Consider the following 16596-nt stretch of genomic DNA (forward strand, 5'->3'; position numbering starts at 1 on the left):
TTCCGTCCATGAGGTTTTAGCCAGCGACAAACAAGCCAAACAGTTCAGCCAGCTCAAACACGGCCAGAAACTCGAATTCGAATTGAACCCGCAAGGCCAACTGACCAGCCTGCACAGCAAGGTCAGCGACGTCGAAACCATCACCCTGACCAAGAATGACAAGGGTTACGCCTTCAACCGGATCACCGCAAAACCAACCGTTCGCACAGCTTACGTCCATGGCGTAATCAACAGTTCGCTTTCACAATCCGCAGCCCGTGCCGGCCTCTCCCACAGCCTGACCATGGATATGGCCAGCGTCTTCGGCTATGACGTCGACTTCGCTCAGGACATCCGTCAGGGCGATGAATTTGATGTGATCTACGAGCAGAAAGTGGTCAACGGCAAAGCAGTCGGCAATGGCCCGATCCTGTCTGCCCGTTTCACCAACCGCGGCAAGACCTACACCGCCGTGCGCTATACCAATAAACAAGGCAACAGCAGCTACTACACCGCTGACGGCAACAGCATGCGCAAGGCGTTCATCCGTACACCGGTGGATTTCGCCCGCATCAGCTCGAAGTTCTCCATGGGCCGCAAACACCCGATTCTCAACAAGATCCGCGCCCACAAAGGCGTTGATTACGCAGCGCCACGCGGTACGCCAATCAAGGCGGCCGGTGACGGCAAAGTACTACTGGCTGGACGTCGTGGTGGCTACGGCAACACGGTGATCATCCAGCATGGCAACACCTACCGCACGCTCTACGGCCACATGCAAGGCTTCGCCAAAGGCGTGAAGACTGGCGGTTCCGTGAAGCAAGGCCAGGTCATCGGCTACATCGGCACCACAGGCCTCTCGACCGGCCCACACTTGCACTATGAGTTCCAGGTAAACGGCGTTCACGTCGATCCGCTAGGGCAGAAGCTGCCAATGGCTGACCCGATTGCCAAAGCCGAACGCGCTCGCTTCCTTGCACAGAGCCAACCGCTGATGGCGCGTATGGATCAAGAGAAGGCCACCATGCTGGCTTCGAGCAAGCGTTAAGCCATGGCTCTTTATATCGGTGTGATGTCCGGAACCAGTCTCGACGGTCTGGACATTGCCCTGATCGAACAGACCTCGGCGATCAAACTGATCGCCACGCACTACATTCCCATGCCTGAATCCCTGCGCACAGAGCTGCTTGGCTTGTGCGCCAGCGGCCCTGACGAAATCGCCCGCTCGGCGATTGCCCAGCAGAACTGGGTAAAGCTCGCGGCGCAGGGCATTCATACCCTCCTCGATCAGCAGAAACTCGCCCCCCCGGACATTCGGGCAATCGGCAGCCACGGCCAGACCATCCGCCATGAGCCGGCACGAGGTTTCACTGTGCAGATTGGCAACCCCGCTCTGTTGACTGAGCTGACCGATATCACAGTAGTCAGCGACTTCCGCAGCCGCGATGTCGCCGCCGGCGGCCAAGGCGCTCCATTGGTTCCTGCGTTCCATGAAGCTTTGTTTGAAGAGCGTACCGGTAACCAGGCAGTCCTGAATGTCGGCGGTTTCAGTAATCTCAGTCTGATAGAGCCGACAAAGCCTGTAGCCGGTTTCGACTGTGGACCGGGGAACGTTCTGATGGATGCGTGGATTCACCAGCAGCTCGGTAACAATTACGATCGCAATGGCGACTGGGCCAAAACCGGCACGGTTGAGCCGACCTTGCTGGCAGCACTACTCAGTGACCCGTTCTTCCTGACCAAAGGCCCGAAAAGCACCGGACGGGAAGTGTTCAACTTGCCTTGGCTGGAGCAGCATCTTTCCCGCCTACCGACCTTCCCTGCTGAAAACGTGCAGGCAACGCTGCTCGAGTTGACGGCATTAACCATCGTCGAGTCCCTGCAAAACGCTCAGACTGATACCCAGGAACTGCTGGTCTGCGGCGGCGGCGCGCACAACGCCACATTAATGAAGCGTCTGGCCGACCTGCTGCCAAACGCAACGGTCGCCAGCACCGCCACTCACGGTGTTGACCCGGACTGGGTCGAGGCCATGGCCTTTGCCTGGCTGGCCCATTGCTGCCTCGAAGGCATCGCTGCCAACCGCCCAAGCGTCACCGGCGCCCGCGGCTTGCGGGTACTGGGCGCGATCTACCCCGCTTAAACATCACGCACAGCAAAACGCCGCAGAACCGTAAGGCTCTGCGGCGTTTTGTTATCTGAAGCGAGCGATCAGATCGAGAACGAAGACCCGCAACCACATGTCGTGGTGGCGTTCGGGTTCTTGATCACGAAACGCGAACCTTCCAGACCTTCCTGGTAGTCCACCTCAGCACCGGCCAGGTACTGGAAGCTCATCGGATCTACCACCAGACTCACGCCTTCGCGCTCGACGATGGTGTCGTCCTCGGCCACATCCTCATCGAAAGTGAAGCCGTACTGAAACCCTGAACAACCGCCGCCCGTAACGAATACGCGCAGCTTCAAGCGATCATTCCCCTCTTCATCGACCAGGCTCTTCACCTTGTGCGCCGCACCGTGGGTGAATTGCAAAGCCGTGGGGGTGAAGGATTCGACGCTCATGCTGACTCTCTCCCGGCGTTACGCCGCCATAATGCGTGATGACGCGCATTATCCGCTTGTCCGAGAAAATCGGTCAACTATTGTTACGGTATATCAATAAAGCCGACGAGCTGTTCACAATGCAAAAAGGCCCGTTTGACGGGCCTCTTTGCTATGCGGCTTAAAGTGTTACGGCAGCATACCGGCGTGGGACAGACCGAAGCGCTCGTCCAGCCCGAACAGGATGTTCATGTTCTGCACCGCTTGACCCGACGCGCCTTTGACCAGGTTATCAATCACCGACAGCACCACTACCAGATCGCCATCCTGCGGACGGTGAACGGCGATACGGCAAACGTTGGCGCCACGCACGCTACGGGTTTCCGGATGGCTGCCGGCCGGCATCACGTCGACGAACGGTTCGTTGGCATAACGCTTCTCGAACAGCGCCTGCAGATCCACTGAGCGATCAACCACAGTCGCGTAGAGCGTGGAGTGAATGCCACGGATCATCGGGGTCAGGTGCGGAACGAAGGTCAGACCAACATCCTTACCCGCTGCGCGACGCAGACCCTGGCGAATTTCCGGCAAGTGACGGTGACCTTTTACCGCATAGGCCTTCATGCTTTCCGACGTCTCGGAGTACAACGAGCCTACAGCCGCACCACGACCGGCACCACTGACACCGGATTTGCAGTCGGCGATCAGACGCGAAGTATCGGCCAGTCCAGCTTCAAGCAGGGGCAGGAAACCCAGCTGCGTCGCGGTTGGATAGCAACCCGGCACGGCGATCAGGCGAGCTTTCCTGATCTGCTCGCGATTGACTTCCGGCAGACCGTAAACCGCCTCGTCCAGCAACTCCGGCGCGCCGTGCGGCTGACCGTACCACTTGGCCCACTCTTCAGCGTCTTGCAGACGGAAGTCTGCCGACAGGTCGATCACCTTGGTGCCCGCAGCCAGCAACTCACCAGCCAATGCGTGAGCCACACCGTGCGGCGTGGCGAAGAACACCACGTCGCAAGCGCCGAGGGTTTTGATGTCCGGTACGCTGAAGGCCAGGCCGTCGTAGTGACCGCGCAGGTTCGGGTACATGTCAGCCACGGCCAGACCGGCCTCGGATCGGGAAGTGATTACCACCACTTCTGCCTGCGGATGCTGCGCCAACAGACGCAGCAGTTCGACACCGGTGTAACCCGTGCCGCCGACGATACCGACCTTGACCATAACCTGCCCTCAAAGAACCCACTGGAAAGCCGTCGATAATAGGGGCCGCGCGGCCCTGCGACAACCGTCAAGGTGACGTGCGGACGCTCAAGCCTCTACTATCCGGCTTACCGTGAACCTGGAATAACTAAAAATGCTCTATCTATGGATCAAAGCTTTTCACATTGTCAGCGTCGTTTGCTGGTTTGCCGGGCTGTTCTACTTGCCGCGTTTGTTCGTGTATCACGCGCAAAGCGAAGACACGATCAGCAAAGAGCGCTTCAGTGTCATGGAGCGCAAGCTGTATCGCGGCATAATGGGCCCGGCGATGATTGCCACGCTAATCTTCGGCGGCTGGCTGATCTACCTCAACCCGAGCATCTTCAGCATGGGTGGCTGGATTCACGCCAAGCTGACCCTTGTAGTGTTGCTGATCGGCTACCACCACATGTGCGGCGCGCAAGTAAAACGCTTTGCCCGTGGCGAAAACACCCGCAGCCATGTCTTTTATCGCTGGTTCAATGAAGTCCCGGTTCTGATATTGCTGGCTATCGTAATTCTGGTCGTGGTCAAGCCGTTCTAACTTCAACAACTACAGATCTTTGGGGTATCCATAATGTCGCTGCCCGCTTTGCTCGAACAACGTCTGCGTCTGCCTGTAGTCGCGGCGCCGATGTTTCTGATTTCCAACCCTGAGCTGGTGCTCGCCTGCTGCCGTAACGGTGTGGTCGGCAGTTTTCCAGCCTTGAATCAGCGCGAAAGCAGCGGGTTCAAAGCCTGGCTGGAGCAGATCGAAGCGGGCCTGGCGGCACTGGACAACCCGGCACCGTACGCGGTGAACCTGATCGTGCACAACAGCAACCCGCGCTTGCAGGCGGATCTGAACATCTGCGTCGAGCACAAAGTGCCAATAGTCATCACCAGCCTCGGCGCGGTGAAGGAACTGGTCGATGCGGTACACAGCTATGGCGGCCTGGTCTTCCATGACGTCACCACTCGCCGACATGCCGAGAAAGCGGCCGAGGCGGGTGTCGACGGTTTGATCGCCGTGGCGGCCGGCGCCGGGGGACATGCCGGGACCTGGAGTCCGTTTGCACTGATCGCCGAGATCCGCCAGTTCTTCGATAAAACCCTGCTGCTTGCAGGATGTCTTAACCACGGCCATGAGATTCTCGCCGCACAGCTGCTCGGTGCGGATTTGGCCTACTTCGGTACGCGATTTATCGGCACCACAGAAAGTCATGCGCCTGACGCCTACAAGGAGATGCTGCTGACAGCCAAGGCTGCGGACATCATCCATACTCCAGCGGTGTCGGGAGTGCCGGCGAGTTTTATGCGTCAGAGCCTGGAGGCGGCCGGTTTCGATATGGCCGCCCTGCAAGGCAAGGGCGAGGTTAATTTCGGTGACAAGCTCAAGCCGATCAGCGATGAAGCCAAAGCCTGGAAGACTGTGTGGTCGGCCGGTCAAGGCGTAGGGCAGATCGATGACCTGCCGAGCGTGGATCAATTGATCGCACGGCTGGACGCCGAGTATCGCCAGGCACAGGAACGCGCAGCCCAGCTACCGCAACGCTGGCCACGCTAAGAAAAATCAGGCCAGCCCCGATGGACTGGCCTTACACTGCTGACCTTTCAATCTATTCGCGACAAGGATGCCTCGGCCATGAGCGAACCCCTTTACAAGATCGTGTTCGACGGCGCGCTACAGCCCGGTGTCGATATCACCACTGCCAAACTCAACCTGGCGGATCTGTTCAAAAGTGACGTTGCCGCGATCGAGCGCCTGTTCAATGGCCGCAGCGTCGCACTCAAGCGTGACTTGTCCCGCAGCGATGCGCAGGCGTATCTGCAAGCGCTGAGCAAGACCGGAATCGATGCACGCATTGAAACGGAAACAGTCATCGAGCTGAATCTTGCCGATGTTCATGAACATGCTCCAGCAGCGGCGGAACCTGACTCCCCTTATGCACCACCTCGCGCGAGCGTTGGCGAAAGCTTGCCGGCGTTCGCCACACTCAAGCCGTTCAGCGTCGAAGGCAGGATCGGGCGCCTGCGCTTTCTGGCGTGGACAATGGTGCTGAGTCTGGTGACGTTGCCGATTGTTGGCGTGTTCGCCCTGCTGGCTCTGGGGCTGGTCGCGGGCGACTCCACTACCGGCCTGATCATCGGCGGGATCTTCGCCTTCTTCCTGTTTATCGCTTTCCTGATTGTCAGCATTCTGTTCAGCGTTCAGCGTCTGCACGATATCGGCTGGTCGGGCTGGCTCTGGCTATTGAACCTTGTACCGTTCGTGGGCAGCTTCTTCCCGCTGGTGATCATGGTCGTACCGGGCAACACCGGTGCGAATCGTTATGGTCCTCCCCCGCCGCCAAACAGTACCGCCGTGAAAGTGCTTTGCTCCCTATGGATCGTGTTCTTCGCGCTGATCTTTGCCGGTGGAATGCTCGGCGGGATCTCGGCTATCCAGCAGGAATATGAAAGCAATCTGGAAAGCAGCTACGAAAGTGGCTCGGTGACCACTGATGAAGTCGAAGTAGAGGTCGAAGCGCCAGCGGATTCCGCCGACGAAGCCGCCGAAGCGGCGCAGGCCCCTGTAGACTCTGCGAAAGAATGAACAGCGCTCCCCGCCGTGACACCCGCGTCGACGGCGCGGAGCTGTTGCGATGGAGAATTGCATGACCCGTTACGCACTGATCACCGGCGCCTCCAGCGGCATCGGCCTGGCCATGGCCGAAGCGCTGGCCCGGCGCGGCCGTAGCCTGATTCTGGTGGCACGACAACGTGATCAGCTGGAAAGTATTGCAATAGAGTTAACCCAACGCTTCGGTGTTGAAGTGCTGTTCCGCGCCTGCGATCTGGGCGAGCCGTTGCGCCTGTCCGGTTTTTTGCTGGAGCTGGAAGAAGGCGACCGGCAGATCGACTTGCTGGTGAACTGCGCAGGCATTGGCACCTGCGGCCCATTTCTCGCGCAGGACTGGATGACCGAGCAGGACCTGATCGAAGTGAACATCCTCGCCCTCACCCGCCTGTGCCACGCGATCGGCAACAGCATGGCGCTGCAGGGTGGCGGGCAGATCCTCAACGTTGCTTCGGTGGCCGCGTTCAATCCCGGCCCGTGGATGAGCACTTATTACGCCAGCAAGGCCTATGTTCTGCACTTCTCCGAAGCCTTGCGAGTAGAACTCAAACAGAGTGCTGTGAAGGTTTCGGTGCTTTGCCCCGGCCCGACGCGCACGGCATTTTTCCGAACGGCGCAACTGAACAGCGACAAACTCAAAGACAGCAAATTGCTGATGAGCCCGGAAGAAGTTGCGCTGTACACCGTGCGCGCCCTCGACAAGAACCGAGCGATCATCATCCCGGGGCGCCGCAACCGCTGGTTCGCCTTTTTGCCGCGACTCGGTTCGCGCTGGCTTAATCGCACCATTGTCGGCATGGTCAACAAGGCTTACTGCCCGCGCTGAAATGCCCTACAGGTAAAACACTGGGCGGGATAAGCCGCCCTGCGTACACTCAGACCAGCCCAAACAACGGAGAAAACAGCAGTGGATACTCTGTTCACCAAGATCATCAACCGGGAAATCCCGGCCCAGATCATTTACGAGGACGACCAGGTTCTGGCGTTCCACGACATCGCCCCTCAGGCACCGGTGCATTTTCTGGTCATCCCGAAAAAACCGGTACGCACCCTCAATGACCTGACCGAAGACGACAAGGCACTGGCCGGGCATATCCTGTTCACTGCGCAGCGTCTGGCGCTGGAACTGGGCTGCGAGGAAGGTTTCCGCGTGGTGATGAACTGCAATGAAAAGGGTGGGCAGACCGTCTACCACATTCATATGCACGTACTCGGTCAGCGTCAGATGAACTGGCCACCGGGTTAAGGGCTCGCCGCGACCTGTGTGTAGGACCTGCCGCAGGCTACGATCTTTTGATCTTCGAGGTATCAAAAACAGAATCAAAAGATCGCAGCCTTCGGCAGCTCCTACATAAAGCGCATCACGCGCAGCAAATGACCCAGCGCAAACCTTCCCCGGCCGATTCGGTTAAACTGGCCGCCGAGATTCTTCCCGGAGGTCAGCATGACTACCCAACGTCACTACTCGCCAATTGACCGTCTTCTGCTGCAAGCCGATACTGCGATGCGAACCCTGCTGCCCTTCAGCGGCCAGCCGTACCGTCCGTCGCCCGCGATTCTGCAACCGGAAATGCAAATGAGCGACGAAGACACCCGCCACGTCGCCGGCCTGATGCGCATCAACCATACCGGTGAAGTCTGCGCCCAGGCGCTGTATCAGGGGCAAGCGCTGACCGCCAAGCTACCTCAGGTGCGCGAGGCCATGGAGCACGCCGCCGAAGAGGAGATTGATCATCTTGTGTGGTGCGAACAGCGCATTCACCAGTTGGGCAGCCATACCAGTGTGCTCAATCCTCTGTTTTACGGGATGTCGTTCGGGATTGGCGCGGTGGCCGGGCTGATCAGCGACAAAGTCAGCCTCGGTTTTGTTGCGGCGACCGAACATCAGGTGTGCAAACATCTGAATGAACACCTGGAGCAATTGCCAGCAGAGGACGAGAAGTCCCGGGCGATTCTGGAGCAGATGCGCATTGATGAAGAACACCATGCCGAAAGTGCACTGGAGGCTGGCGGGTTCCGTTTTCCGGCGCCGGTGAAGTTCGGGATGAGTATTCTGGCCAAGGTGATGACCAAGAGTACTTATCGGATTTGAGGCCTGTGTTGGTGCTGAGGGCCTTATCGCGAGCAGGCGAAGGCCTACAGGGTTCTTTATTCCAGCAATAAAAAAGGCGACTACCGCAAAGTAGTCGCCTTTTTTTGTGCTCGTGAATCTTAGGTCGGCATGTTGCGCGCGTAGAAGATTTCGAGCATTTCGTGTTTCACCCGGTCGGTCACCTGAGCACGCTGCTCGGGGGACAGGTTGCTGGTGGCGTCGCCGAACAGGTAGTTATCCAGTTCGAAGTTCTTCAGCAGCATTTTGGTGTGGAACAGGTTTTCCTGGTACACGTTCACGTCGGTCATCTGGTACGCGTCGCGGGTGTCTTCGGAAAGGTAGTTCTGAATCGAGTTGATCTCGTGATCGATGAAGTGCTTGTTGCCTTCAACGTCACGGGTGAAGCCGCGCACACGATAATCCACAGTCACGATGTCCGAATCGAACTGGTGAATGAGGAAATTGAGCGCTTTAAGCGGTGAAATGACACCACAAGTCGACACATCGATGTCCACACGGAAGGTCGCAATACCGTCGTCCGGATGGATCTCCGGGTAGGTATGCACCGTGATATGACTCTTGTCGAGGTGGGCCAGGATAATTTCGGGCAATGGGCCCGGCGACTCTTCAATCTGGCTGTCAGTCGGGGTTACCGGCTCTTCAGAAATCAGAATCGTGACGCTGGCGCCCTGAGGTTCATAGTCCTGACTGGCAATGTTCAGGATGTTGGCACCAATGATCTCGACAACTTCTGTGAGAATCTGCGTCAGGCGTTTCGCGTTGTACTCTTGATTGATGTACTCGACGTAAGCCTGCTGGTCTTGCGGGGTTTCCGCGTAGCAGATGTCATAGATGTTGAAGCTCAAGGTCTTTGTCAGGTTATTGAACCCGTGGAGCTTGAGTTTGCTTTTCACCGTTAAAAACTCTCTATGTATGCGGCCCGGCCGCGTGATCAAGCATGCCCGTCAAGTGCGAACAACGCACCTGCGTAGGACGGTTAACACCTCTTCGCGATGGCGATTTTGGTTATCTGTTCAGGCGGCTGATCCATCGGCTGACCGATCACTGCCCTGAAAAAAGTGGCGCATTATGCAGACGTCAGCGGGGGATCGCCAGAGTCTGCACTGCTTTTATGATAGTTGAATGTCGGTTCAACCGAGTTCGACGATTTCGTAATCGTGAGTAATCGCCACACCAGCCGCGCCGAGCATGATCGAAGCCGAGCAATACTTCTCGGCGGACAGCTCGATCGCGCGTTTGACCTGGGCTTCTTTCAAGCCACGGCCCTTGACCACGAAATGCATGTGAATCTTGGTGAACACCTTCGGATCTTGGGTCGCGCGCTCGGCTTCCAGGAAGGCTTCGCAGCTTTCCACGGCCTGGCGGGACTTCTTCAGAATGCTGACCACGTCGAAGTTGCTGCAACCGCCAACGCCCAGCAGAAGCATTTCCATCGGGCGAACACCCAGATTACGACCACCGGCGTCCGGCGGACCGTCCATGACCACGACATGACCGCTGCCGGATTCGCCGAGGAACATGGCTTCGCCAGCCCATTGGATGCGTGCCTTCATCGCCCAGACTCCACTGTAAAAAAAGGGTCGCCAGCTTAGCACAGGGTTTTGTCCGCACAGCGGGTGACATTCCTAGGACAGATGCTTCTGCGCTGTAGGTAATTTCTCGAATTTTCGACGAAGTGTCTGTTAAGCTGGCGCCAATTCGCTGGCGCCCATGTCAGCTGTGTAGCGACCGCCTTCAGCGCCTCATAAAAAAATCAAACATCACCGTGCAGTCTTTTCGGGATACAACCATGGTTGCTATTACCCCCACACCCAAAATCAAGAATCTCGACAAGCTGTTGATGCATTGTCAGCGCCGTCGCCATGCGGCCAAGAGCAACATCATCTGTGCGGGCGATCGTTCGGATACGCTGTACTTCATCATCAAGGGCTCGGTGACAATCCTGATCGAGGACGACGACGGTCGCGAAATGATCATCGCCTACCTCAACGCCGGGGATTTCTTTGGTGAGCTGGGCCTGTTCGAACAGGCGGGTCAGGAACAGCAGCGCAGCGCTTGGGTGCGGGCCAAGGTCGAATGTGAAACGGCGGAAATCAGCTACGCCAAGTTCCGCGAATTGTCGCAGCAGGATCCAGACATTCTTTACGTACTCAGCGGACAAATCGCACAACGCCTGCGCAACACCACGCGCAAGGTCGGCGACCTGGCGTTCTTCGACGTAACCGGTCGTGTTGCCCGCTGCCTGCTGGAGTTGTGCAAGCAGCCAGATGCGATGACGCACCCGGATGGCATGCAGATCAAGGTGACCCGACAGGAAATCGGGCGGATTGTCGGTTGTTCGCGGGAGATGGTCGGGCGCGTCCTCAAGGATCTTGAAGAGCGCAACCTGGTCGATGTGAAAGGCAAGACCATGGTGGTCTTTGGTACCCGCTAAGCGTACATCTGCGCCAGCATCAAACGAAACAGCTCATCCAGACGCGCCAAAGCCTGTGGCGCGTTGAATTTTTCATGCAGACCGATGTGGCTTTGCGCACGCACCCGCTGCTCCAGGCCACAGGCTTCGTTGAAGCGATTGACCGCCGCGACCATCGATTCACGCTCGTTATCCATCAGCATCGCCCCGTGCACCAGACCAACCGGACGCTGTCCGCCCTGACTCTGACGCCAGCGCTGGGCAGTACCGACCATTTTGCGGCCGTCGAGATTGACGTTGAAGCGACCGTCGCAGAACGCGCCGTCGATTTCGCCCAACGATGATGTGCCGCCCAATTCATCCAGCAGCTGACAGATCGGATCGCACAGGCGACGGTAGCCGGTCTCGATGCGATTGAGGTCGCCTTCGCTGCGCGGTGGCGCGTAGACCAGGGCGATGTTGATAGTGGCGGCTGATTGTGGGACGGGTTCGCCACCGGTTTCGCGTAGCAGGACGGGCCAGCCGGCGGCGGCGGAGACTTCACAGGCGTGGTCGAAACCGGGAAGACGATTGAGGCGGCGCGGCATGACCAGGGCGCGATCGCTGGGCTGCCAGAACAGCAGACCGAACTCCGAGTCACCGGCGCAGACCGAGGCCAGCAAATCCTGTTCGGCTTGCAGACCGGCTTCGATGGTCAGCGGGGTTGGCAGGGACATGGAGGGCTCCGGCAATATGGAAAACTTCAGAGGTTTCGATGAACCCTTCGCGAGCAGGCTCGCTCCCACATTTGGAATGCATGTTCATGTGGGAGCGAGCCTGCTCGCGAAGCAGTCGACTCGGTCTAACGGCAATCAGTCGAGAGTCGAACCGCTGATCGACACGCCACGCTCCGGGAAGAACAGTCGCTGCAGTTCAGTGCCCGGATTCTCCGCACGCATGAATGCTTCGCCGACCAGGAACGAATACACGTCGCTGATTTCCATCAATTCGACATCGGCGCGATTGAGAATACCGCTCTCGGTAATTACCAGACGATCACGCGGAATGCGCGGCAGCAGGTCGAGGGTGGTTTCCAGGCTGACTTCGAAGGTGTGCAGATTACGGTTGTTGACCCCGACCAGTGGTGTGTCGAGGGTTTTCAAGGCGCGCTCCAGCTCATCGCCATCGTGTACTTCCACCAGCACATCAAGACCGACGCTTTTGGCGATGGCGGCCAGCTCGGCCATTTTCACGTCATCCAGTGCGGAGACGATCAACAGCACGCAGTCGGCGCCCAGCGCACGGGCTTCAACGATCTGGTAAGGATCGATCATGAAATCCTTGCGGATCACCGGCAGACTGCACGCGGCACGGGCCTGTTGCAGGTACGCATCGGCGCCCTGGAAGTAGTCGATGTCGGTCAGTACGGAAAGACAGGTCGCCCCACCCTTCTCGTAGCTTTTGGCGATGTCGGCGGGAACGAAGTTCTCGCGGATCACGCCTTTGCTTGGCGAAGCCTTTTTGATTTCGGCAATCACCGCAGGCTGTTTTTTCTTCGCCTGCGCCAGCAATGCCTGGGCAAAACCACGGGGTGCATCGGCCGCCTTGGCCAGACTTTCCAGCTCGCTCAGGCTGACGCGGGCACTACGCTCGGCGACTTCCTGAACTTTGCGTGCCAGAATGTTTTCCAGAACCGTCGGTACACTCATCCCTCATTCTCCACTCTGAATACCGCGGTAAAGGCACCCAGCTCCTCGAGTTTTTCCCGAGCGAGACCGGTGTGCAGCGCGTCGTGTGCAAGCTCGACGCCCTGTTTCAAACTGCTGGCCAGGTCAGCGGCATACAGCGCTGCACCGGCATTGAGCACAATCATTTCGGCGGCTTTCTGGCCGTTTTCGGTTTTGCGCTTGCCGAGGGCATCGCGGATCAGCGCCAGCGAGGCTTCCGGGCCGTCGACCGACAAGCCGTGCAGGCTCTGGCTTTTCATGCCGAGGTCTTCCGGCTCGACCCAATATTCGCTGATCTCATTGTTCTTCAGCTCGGCGACAAAAGTCGGCGCGGCGAGACTGAACTCATCCAGACCGTCCTTCGAATGCACCACCAGCACATGCTTGCTGCCCAGACGCTGCAAGACTTCGGCCAATGGCCGGCACAACGCCTTGTTGAATACGCCCACTACCTGATGCTTTACACCGGCCGGATTCGTAAGCGGGCCGAGCATGTTGAATAGCGTACGCAGGCCGAGATCGCGGCGCGGGCCGGCGGCGTACTTCATGGCTTTGTGATGGGTCTGGGCGAACATGAAACCGATGCCAACGTTGTCGATGCAACGCGCAACCTGCACCGGCGTCAGGTTCAGATAAATGCCGGCGGCTTCGAGCAAGTCGGCGCTGCCGCTCTTGCCCGAGACCGCTCGGTTGCCGTGTTTGGCGACGGTGCACCCGGCAGCGGCGACAACAAAGGAAGAAGCGGTCGACACGTTGAAGATGTTCGCGCCGTCACCACCGGTACCGACCACATCGACCACGCCGTCGAGAGTCTTCAGCTCAACCAGGTCGGCCAGCTCACGCATCACCGACACAGCGCCGACGATCTCGTCGATGCTCTCGCTCTTCATACGCATGGCCATCATGAACGCGCCGATCTGCGCGTCGGTGCATTGACCGGTCATGATTTCGCGCATCACATCGCGCATTTCATCGGTGCTGAGGTCGAGGTGCTCGACGATACGGCTCAGGGCTGTCTTGATATTCATGGGAAGTCCTTAGCGCGTGCCGCCGGTTTGTTTGAGGAAGTTGGCAAACAGTTCATGGCCCTGCTCGGTCAGGATCGACTCGGGGTGGAACTGTACGCCCTCAATGTTCAGGGTCTTGTGACGAAGGCCCATGATTTCGTCGACCGAACCGTCATCGTGCTGGGTCCACGCGGTCAGCTCCAGGCAATCAGGCAAAGTGTCGTGCTTGACGATCAGCGAATGGTAACGGGTAACCGTCAACGGATGATTCAGACCCTGGAAAACGCCCTTGTCCTCGTGGAATACCGGACTAGTCTTACCGTGCATCACTTGGCGGGCGCGCACCACGTCGCCGCCAAACGCCTGGCCGATGGACTGATGGCCAAGGCAGACACCGAGGATCGGCAGCTTGCCGGCGAAGTGTTTGATGGCTTCGATGGAGATGCCGGCTTCAGTCGGCGTGCAAGGACCGGGGGAAACCACGATGCGCTCAGGCTTGAGGGCTTCGATTTCAGCGATGGTCAGTTCATCGTTGCGCACCACTTTGACTTCGGCACCCAGCTCGCCGAGGTATTGCACAACGTTGTAAGTAAAGGAGTCGTAGTTGTCGATCATCAGCAACATGGCGTGTCGAACCTCTTGAATTCTGATTTGAAAACAGCCTTCAGATCACTTGCCCGCAGGGCGCTGCACGATGTCGGACGCAGGAAGATGCGTCGGCACAGCGGCATTTCAAACAGGCAAGGAAGGCAAAGCGATACAGATCCGGCGGGGCCGGCAGAAAAGATTCAGGCGCGCCAACGCCAGCGGGCGTGTGCCTTGATGACTTGATCCAGAAGTTTGCTGGTGATCAACACGGGGAAGGTCTCGTTCATACGTTCCGGCACAGTAACTTAGCTGGGCTGAGCGTGCAATATGGCCGGGGCTGCGGGAGATAAAACCGGGGGAGGATTCGCGACCGATGGCAAAACGCCGGGAGTTTTTGGTACTGTCGTTTCGTTCACCTACAACAATAAATAAACGGACTTGCTCATGATCAAACAGACGTTGTTTGTACCGCTGGCGGGCTGCCTGCTTGCACTGGCTTGTGCTCAGGCCAATGCTGCACCCAATCCCTATTCGAATTTCATAGTTTTCGGCGACAGTCTGAATGACGCCGGAACCTTCGCCGACACTGGCGGACCGGCCGGCTCCACCGAGCGTTACACCAACCGGACCGGGCCGGTTTATCAGGATGGCAGCGGTGAACTGTATTCATTGAATTCCACGCAGTTGCTCGGCGGACGCCTTGGCTTTTCGCCAGACCAGACAGCCTCTTCCAGCTCGGCAGTGCGTGCCGAAAACGGCCAGGCCGACGGCAACAACTGGGCCGTGGGCGGTTATCGTACTGACCAGATTCTCGACTCGATCACGACGCAATCCGCTACTGGTGAACGCACCCGCGCAGGTTACTTGCCCTCCAACGGTTTCCGCGCCGACCCGAATGCGCTGTACTACATTTCCGGCGGCGGTAACGACTTCCTGCAAGGACGCATTCTCAGCCTGCCGCAAGCCAACGCCGCCGCCGATCGACTGGCCGACAGCGTGCAAACCCTGCAAACCGCCGGCGCCAAATACGTGATGGTCTGGCTGTTGCCTGATGTGGGGCTGACGCCAGCGATCAACGGTACGCCGCTGCAAACCTTCAGCAGTCAACTCGCCACCCAGTTCAACAGTCAGTTGGTCACACGCCTGCAAGGCATCAACGCTGAAATCATTCCGCTGAATATTCCGGTGCTGTTGTCGGAAGTGTTTGCCGATCCAGGACGTTTTGGCCTCGCGACCGATCAGAATCTGACCGCGACCTGCTTCAGTGGCAGCGGCTGCGCCGAAAACGCCCGTTACGGGATCAACAGTGCAACGCCGGATCCGACCAAGCTGATCTACAACGACGGCGTGCACCCGACCGAAGCCGGGCAAAAACTGATCTCCGACTACGCCTACTCCCTGCTCGCCGCACCGTGGGAACTGGCGCTGCTACCGGAAATGGCTCACGCCACTGTACGCGCGCATCAGGATGAACTGCGCAACCAATGGCAAGCGGACTGGGAAAACTGGCAAGCGGTCGGTCAATGGCGGGCGATTGTTTCCGCCGGTGGCCAACATCTGGATGTCGACAGCCAAAGCAGCGGCGTCAGCGCCGATGGCAGCGGTTACAACCTCAACGTTGGCGGCAGCTACCGCTTGAATGAAGCCTGGCGCGTCGGCGTGGCGGGCGGTTTCTACCGGCAGAATCTGGAAGCCGGTCATAACGATTCTGACTACAAACTCAACAGCTACATGGCCACGGCATTCGCCCAGTTCCAGCAAAACCGCTGGTGGGCTGACGCAGCGTTGACCGGCGGCAAACTCGACTACGACAACCTCAAGCGCAAATTCGATCTCGGCGCCAGCGAAGGTGCGGAGAAAGGCGACACCGACGGCAGCCTCTGGGCCTTCAGCGCGCGTGTCGGTTACGACATTGCCCAGCCGGGCAGCGAGTGGCACCTGTCGCCATTCGTCAGCGCCGATTACGCCAGTGTCGATGTCGATGGCTACTCAGAGAAGAGCAATCGCGCCACGGCGCTGACCTTCGATGATCAGACCCGCGACTCGAAACGCCTGGGGCTGGGCTTGCAGGGGAAATACAACATCACGCCGCAAACTCAGGTGTTCGGCGAGTACGCTCACGAGCGTGAGTACGAAGATGACGTGCAGAAGGTCAACATCGCGCTCAATACCTTGCCGGCCAACGACTTCACACTTGAGGGCTATACGCCGCAAAGCCATTTGAACCGATTGAGTCTCGGTGTGAGCCACAAGCTCACGGCGGATCTGGCGCTGCGTGGCGGTTATTCGTTGCGCAAGGATGATGACTTTACCCAGCAGGGTGTGAATGTCGGGGTTGTGCTGGACTTTTAATCCCACGCACAAAAAAGCGGCGCCCTCACAGGCGCCGCTTTTTTATGGCTACACAC

Annotated in this window: 18 protein-coding genes (1 of these 18 only partly in view); 10 read left to right on the forward strand and 8 right to left on the reverse strand. The window is 58.4% G+C overall.

Translation table 11 applies throughout. The features are described 5' to 3' along the window. On the forward strand, window positions 1-1027 hold the 3' portion of the coding sequence (locus tag ACRRSD_RS12345) for a peptidoglycan DD-metalloendopeptidase family protein (RefSeq protein WP_435038204.1). 392 nt of this gene lie to the left of the window's left edge; 1027 of the gene's 1419 nt are visible here — the last part of the coding sequence; the start codon falls outside the window, past its left edge; it ends in the stop codon at window positions 1025-1027. 3 nt (window positions 1028-1030) lie between these two features. Continuing rightward, a complete protein-coding gene (locus ACRRSD_RS12350) occupies window positions 1031-2122 on the forward strand; it encodes an anhydro-N-acetylmuramic acid kinase (protein WP_435038205.1) in 1092 nt (363 codons plus the stop codon). A gap of 68 nt (window positions 2123-2190) precedes the next feature. Here ACRRSD_RS12350 and erpA read toward each other — a convergent pair whose 3' ends face one another. After that, window positions 2191-2541, reverse strand: coding sequence for an iron-sulfur cluster insertion protein ErpA (erpA, locus tag ACRRSD_RS12355; protein ID WP_008077999.1), 351 nt, complete (start codon window positions 2539-2541; stop codon window positions 2191-2193). A gap of 168 nt (window positions 2542-2709) precedes the next feature. Then, entirely contained in the window at window positions 2710-3744 is a 1035-nt protein-coding gene (argC, locus tag ACRRSD_RS12360) for an N-acetyl-gamma-glutamyl-phosphate reductase (RefSeq protein WP_134177989.1), read from the reverse strand. A gap of 133 nt (window positions 3745-3877) precedes the next feature. Between argC and hemJ the strand changes: the two genes are divergently transcribed. The 6 genes from hemJ to coq7 all read left to right on the forward strand — a co-directional run bounded on the left by hemJ (window position 3878) and on the right by coq7 (window position 8453). Continuing rightward, complete coding sequence (gene hemJ, locus ACRRSD_RS12365; protein WP_053124346.1) at window positions 3878-4306, forward strand: protoporphyrinogen oxidase HemJ; 429 nt, start codon at window positions 3878-3880, stop codon at window positions 4304-4306. 33 nt (window positions 4307-4339) lie between these two features. Beyond that, the gene (locus ACRRSD_RS12370; protein WP_435038206.1) at window positions 4340-5308 is read left to right on the forward strand and encodes an NAD(P)H-dependent flavin oxidoreductase; all 969 of its coding nucleotides are present in this window, start codon (window positions 4340-4342) and stop codon (window positions 5306-5308) included. Window positions 5309-5386: 78 nt separating this feature from the next. Beyond that, window positions 5387-6337 (forward strand): DUF805 domain-containing protein, encoded by a 951-nt coding sequence (locus tag ACRRSD_RS12375; protein ID WP_435038207.1) that lies wholly within the window; start codon window positions 5387-5389, stop codon window positions 6335-6337. A 61-nt stretch (window positions 6338-6398) separates the two neighbouring features. Beyond that, on the forward strand, window positions 6399-7187 hold the full coding sequence (locus tag ACRRSD_RS12380) for an SDR family NAD(P)-dependent oxidoreductase (RefSeq protein WP_034155108.1): 789 nt from the start codon (window positions 6399-6401) through the stop codon (window positions 7185-7187). Window positions 7188-7268: 81 nt separating this feature from the next. Beyond that, a complete protein-coding gene (locus ACRRSD_RS12385; protein ID WP_182402700.1) occupies window positions 7269-7607 on the forward strand; it encodes a histidine triad nucleotide-binding protein in 339 nt (112 codons plus the stop codon). A gap of 198 nt (window positions 7608-7805) precedes the next feature. Beyond that, window positions 7806-8453: a 2-polyprenyl-3-methyl-6-methoxy-1,4-benzoquinone monooxygenase gene (gene coq7 / locus ACRRSD_RS12390; protein ID WP_435038208.1), complete on the forward strand. Its 648-nt coding sequence runs from the start codon at window positions 7806-7808 to the stop codon at window positions 8451-8453. Window positions 8454-8572: 119 nt separating this feature from the next. Here the strand turns inward: coq7 and speD are convergent, their stop codons facing one another. Together speD and ACRRSD_RS12400 are read right to left on the reverse strand one after the other, a co-directional pair. Further along, a complete protein-coding gene (gene speD / locus ACRRSD_RS12395; RefSeq protein ID WP_024014530.1) occupies window positions 8573-9367 on the reverse strand; it encodes an adenosylmethionine decarboxylase in 795 nt (264 codons plus the stop codon). A 237-nt stretch (window positions 9368-9604) separates the two neighbouring features. Then, window positions 9605-10027 (reverse strand): OsmC family protein, encoded by a 423-nt coding sequence (locus ACRRSD_RS12400; protein WP_435038210.1) that lies wholly within the window; start codon window positions 10025-10027, stop codon window positions 9605-9607. Window positions 10028-10263: 236 nt separating this feature from the next. On the opposite strand from ACRRSD_RS12400, the gene crp reads away from it, so the two are divergent. After that, window positions 10264-10908: a cAMP-activated global transcriptional regulator CRP gene (gene crp / locus ACRRSD_RS12405; protein ID WP_095122650.1), complete on the forward strand. Its 645-nt coding sequence runs from the start codon at window positions 10264-10266 to the stop codon at window positions 10906-10908. Here the strand turns inward: crp and ACRRSD_RS12410 are convergent. The 4 genes from ACRRSD_RS12410 to ACRRSD_RS12425 all read right to left on the reverse strand — a co-directional run bounded on the left by ACRRSD_RS12410 (window position 10905) and on the right by ACRRSD_RS12425 (window position 14224). Then, the gene (locus tag ACRRSD_RS12410; RefSeq protein ID WP_435038211.1) at window positions 10905-11603 is read right to left on the reverse strand and encodes a lipoate--protein ligase family protein; all 699 of its coding nucleotides are present in this window, start codon (window positions 11601-11603) and stop codon (window positions 10905-10907) included. The genes crp and ACRRSD_RS12410 overlap by 4 nt on opposite strands. Before the next feature lie 135 nt (window positions 11604-11738). Next, the gene (trpC, locus tag ACRRSD_RS12415) at window positions 11739-12575 is read right to left on the reverse strand and encodes an indole-3-glycerol phosphate synthase TrpC (protein WP_435038212.1); all 837 of its coding nucleotides are present in this window, start codon (window positions 12573-12575) and stop codon (window positions 11739-11741) included. Beyond that, a complete protein-coding gene (gene trpD / locus ACRRSD_RS12420) occupies window positions 12572-13621 on the reverse strand; it encodes an anthranilate phosphoribosyltransferase (protein WP_435038213.1) in 1050 nt (349 codons plus the stop codon). Before trpD ends, trpC begins: the two co-directional genes overlap by 4 nt. A 9-nt stretch (window positions 13622-13630) precedes the next feature. Continuing rightward, window positions 13631-14224: an aminodeoxychorismate/anthranilate synthase component II gene (locus ACRRSD_RS12425; protein WP_038363368.1), complete on the reverse strand. Its 594-nt coding sequence runs from the start codon at window positions 14222-14224 to the stop codon at window positions 13631-13633. 408 nt (window positions 14225-14632) lie between these two features. Between ACRRSD_RS12425 and estP the strand changes: the two genes are divergently transcribed. Further along, entirely contained in the window at window positions 14633-16540 is a 1908-nt protein-coding gene (estP, locus tag ACRRSD_RS12430; RefSeq protein ID WP_435038214.1) for an esterase EstP, read from the forward strand. The last annotated feature ends 56 nt before the right edge of the window (window positions 16541-16596 follow it).

The sequence above is a fragment of the Pseudomonas neuropathica genome, from assembly GCF_051174785.1.
Taxonomy (GTDB): domain Bacteria; phylum Pseudomonadota; class Gammaproteobacteria; order Pseudomonadales; family Pseudomonadaceae; genus Aquipseudomonas; species Aquipseudomonas neuropathica_A.

Excerpts from the sequence above, each read along its gene's own strand:
- ACRRSD_RS12370 (WP_435038206.1), top strand. The coding sequence starts at position 4,340 with ATGTCGCTGCCCGCTTTGCTCGAACAACGTCTGCGTCTGCCTGTAGTC.
- trpC (WP_435038212.1), bottom strand. The coding sequence starts at position 12,575 with ATGAGTGTACCGACGGTTCTGGAAAACATTCTGGCACGCAAAGTTCAG.
- ACRRSD_RS12425 (WP_038363368.1), bottom strand. The coding sequence starts at position 14,224 with ATGTTGCTGATGATCGACAACTACGACTCCTTTACTTACAACGTTGTG.
- estP (WP_435038214.1), top strand. The coding sequence starts at position 14,633 with ATGATCAAACAGACGTTGTTTGTACCGCTGGCGGGCTGCCTGCTTGCA.
- erpA (WP_008077999.1), bottom strand. The coding sequence starts at position 2,541 with ATGAGCGTCGAATCCTTCACCCCCACGGCTTTGCAATTCACCCACGGT.
- coq7 (WP_435038208.1), top strand. The coding sequence starts at position 7,806 with ATGACTACCCAACGTCACTACTCGCCAATTGACCGTCTTCTGCTGCAA.
- trpD (WP_435038213.1), bottom strand. The coding sequence starts at position 13,621 with ATGAATATCAAGACAGCCCTGAGCCGTATCGTCGAGCACCTCGACCTC.
- ACRRSD_RS12400 (WP_435038210.1), bottom strand. The coding sequence starts at position 10,027 with ATGAAGGCACGCATCCAATGGGCTGGCGAAGCCATGTTCCTCGGCGAA.
- ACRRSD_RS12350 (WP_435038205.1), top strand. The coding sequence starts at position 1,031 with ATGGCTCTTTATATCGGTGTGATGTCCGGAACCAGTCTCGACGGTCTG.
- crp (WP_095122650.1), top strand. The coding sequence starts at position 10,264 with ATGGTTGCTATTACCCCCACACCCAAAATCAAGAATCTCGACAAGCTG.
- argC (WP_134177989.1), bottom strand. The coding sequence starts at position 3,744 with ATGGTCAAGGTCGGTATCGTCGGCGGCACGGGTTACACCGGTGTCGAA.
- ACRRSD_RS12380 (WP_034155108.1), top strand. The coding sequence starts at position 6,399 with ATGACCCGTTACGCACTGATCACCGGCGCCTCCAGCGGCATCGGCCTG.
- ACRRSD_RS12410 (WP_435038211.1), bottom strand. The coding sequence starts at position 11,603 with ATGTCCCTGCCAACCCCGCTGACCATCGAAGCCGGTCTGCAAGCCGAA.
- hemJ (WP_053124346.1), top strand. The coding sequence starts at position 3,878 with ATGCTCTATCTATGGATCAAAGCTTTTCACATTGTCAGCGTCGTTTGC.
- ACRRSD_RS12375 (WP_435038207.1), top strand. The coding sequence starts at position 5,387 with ATGAGCGAACCCCTTTACAAGATCGTGTTCGACGGCGCGCTACAGCCC.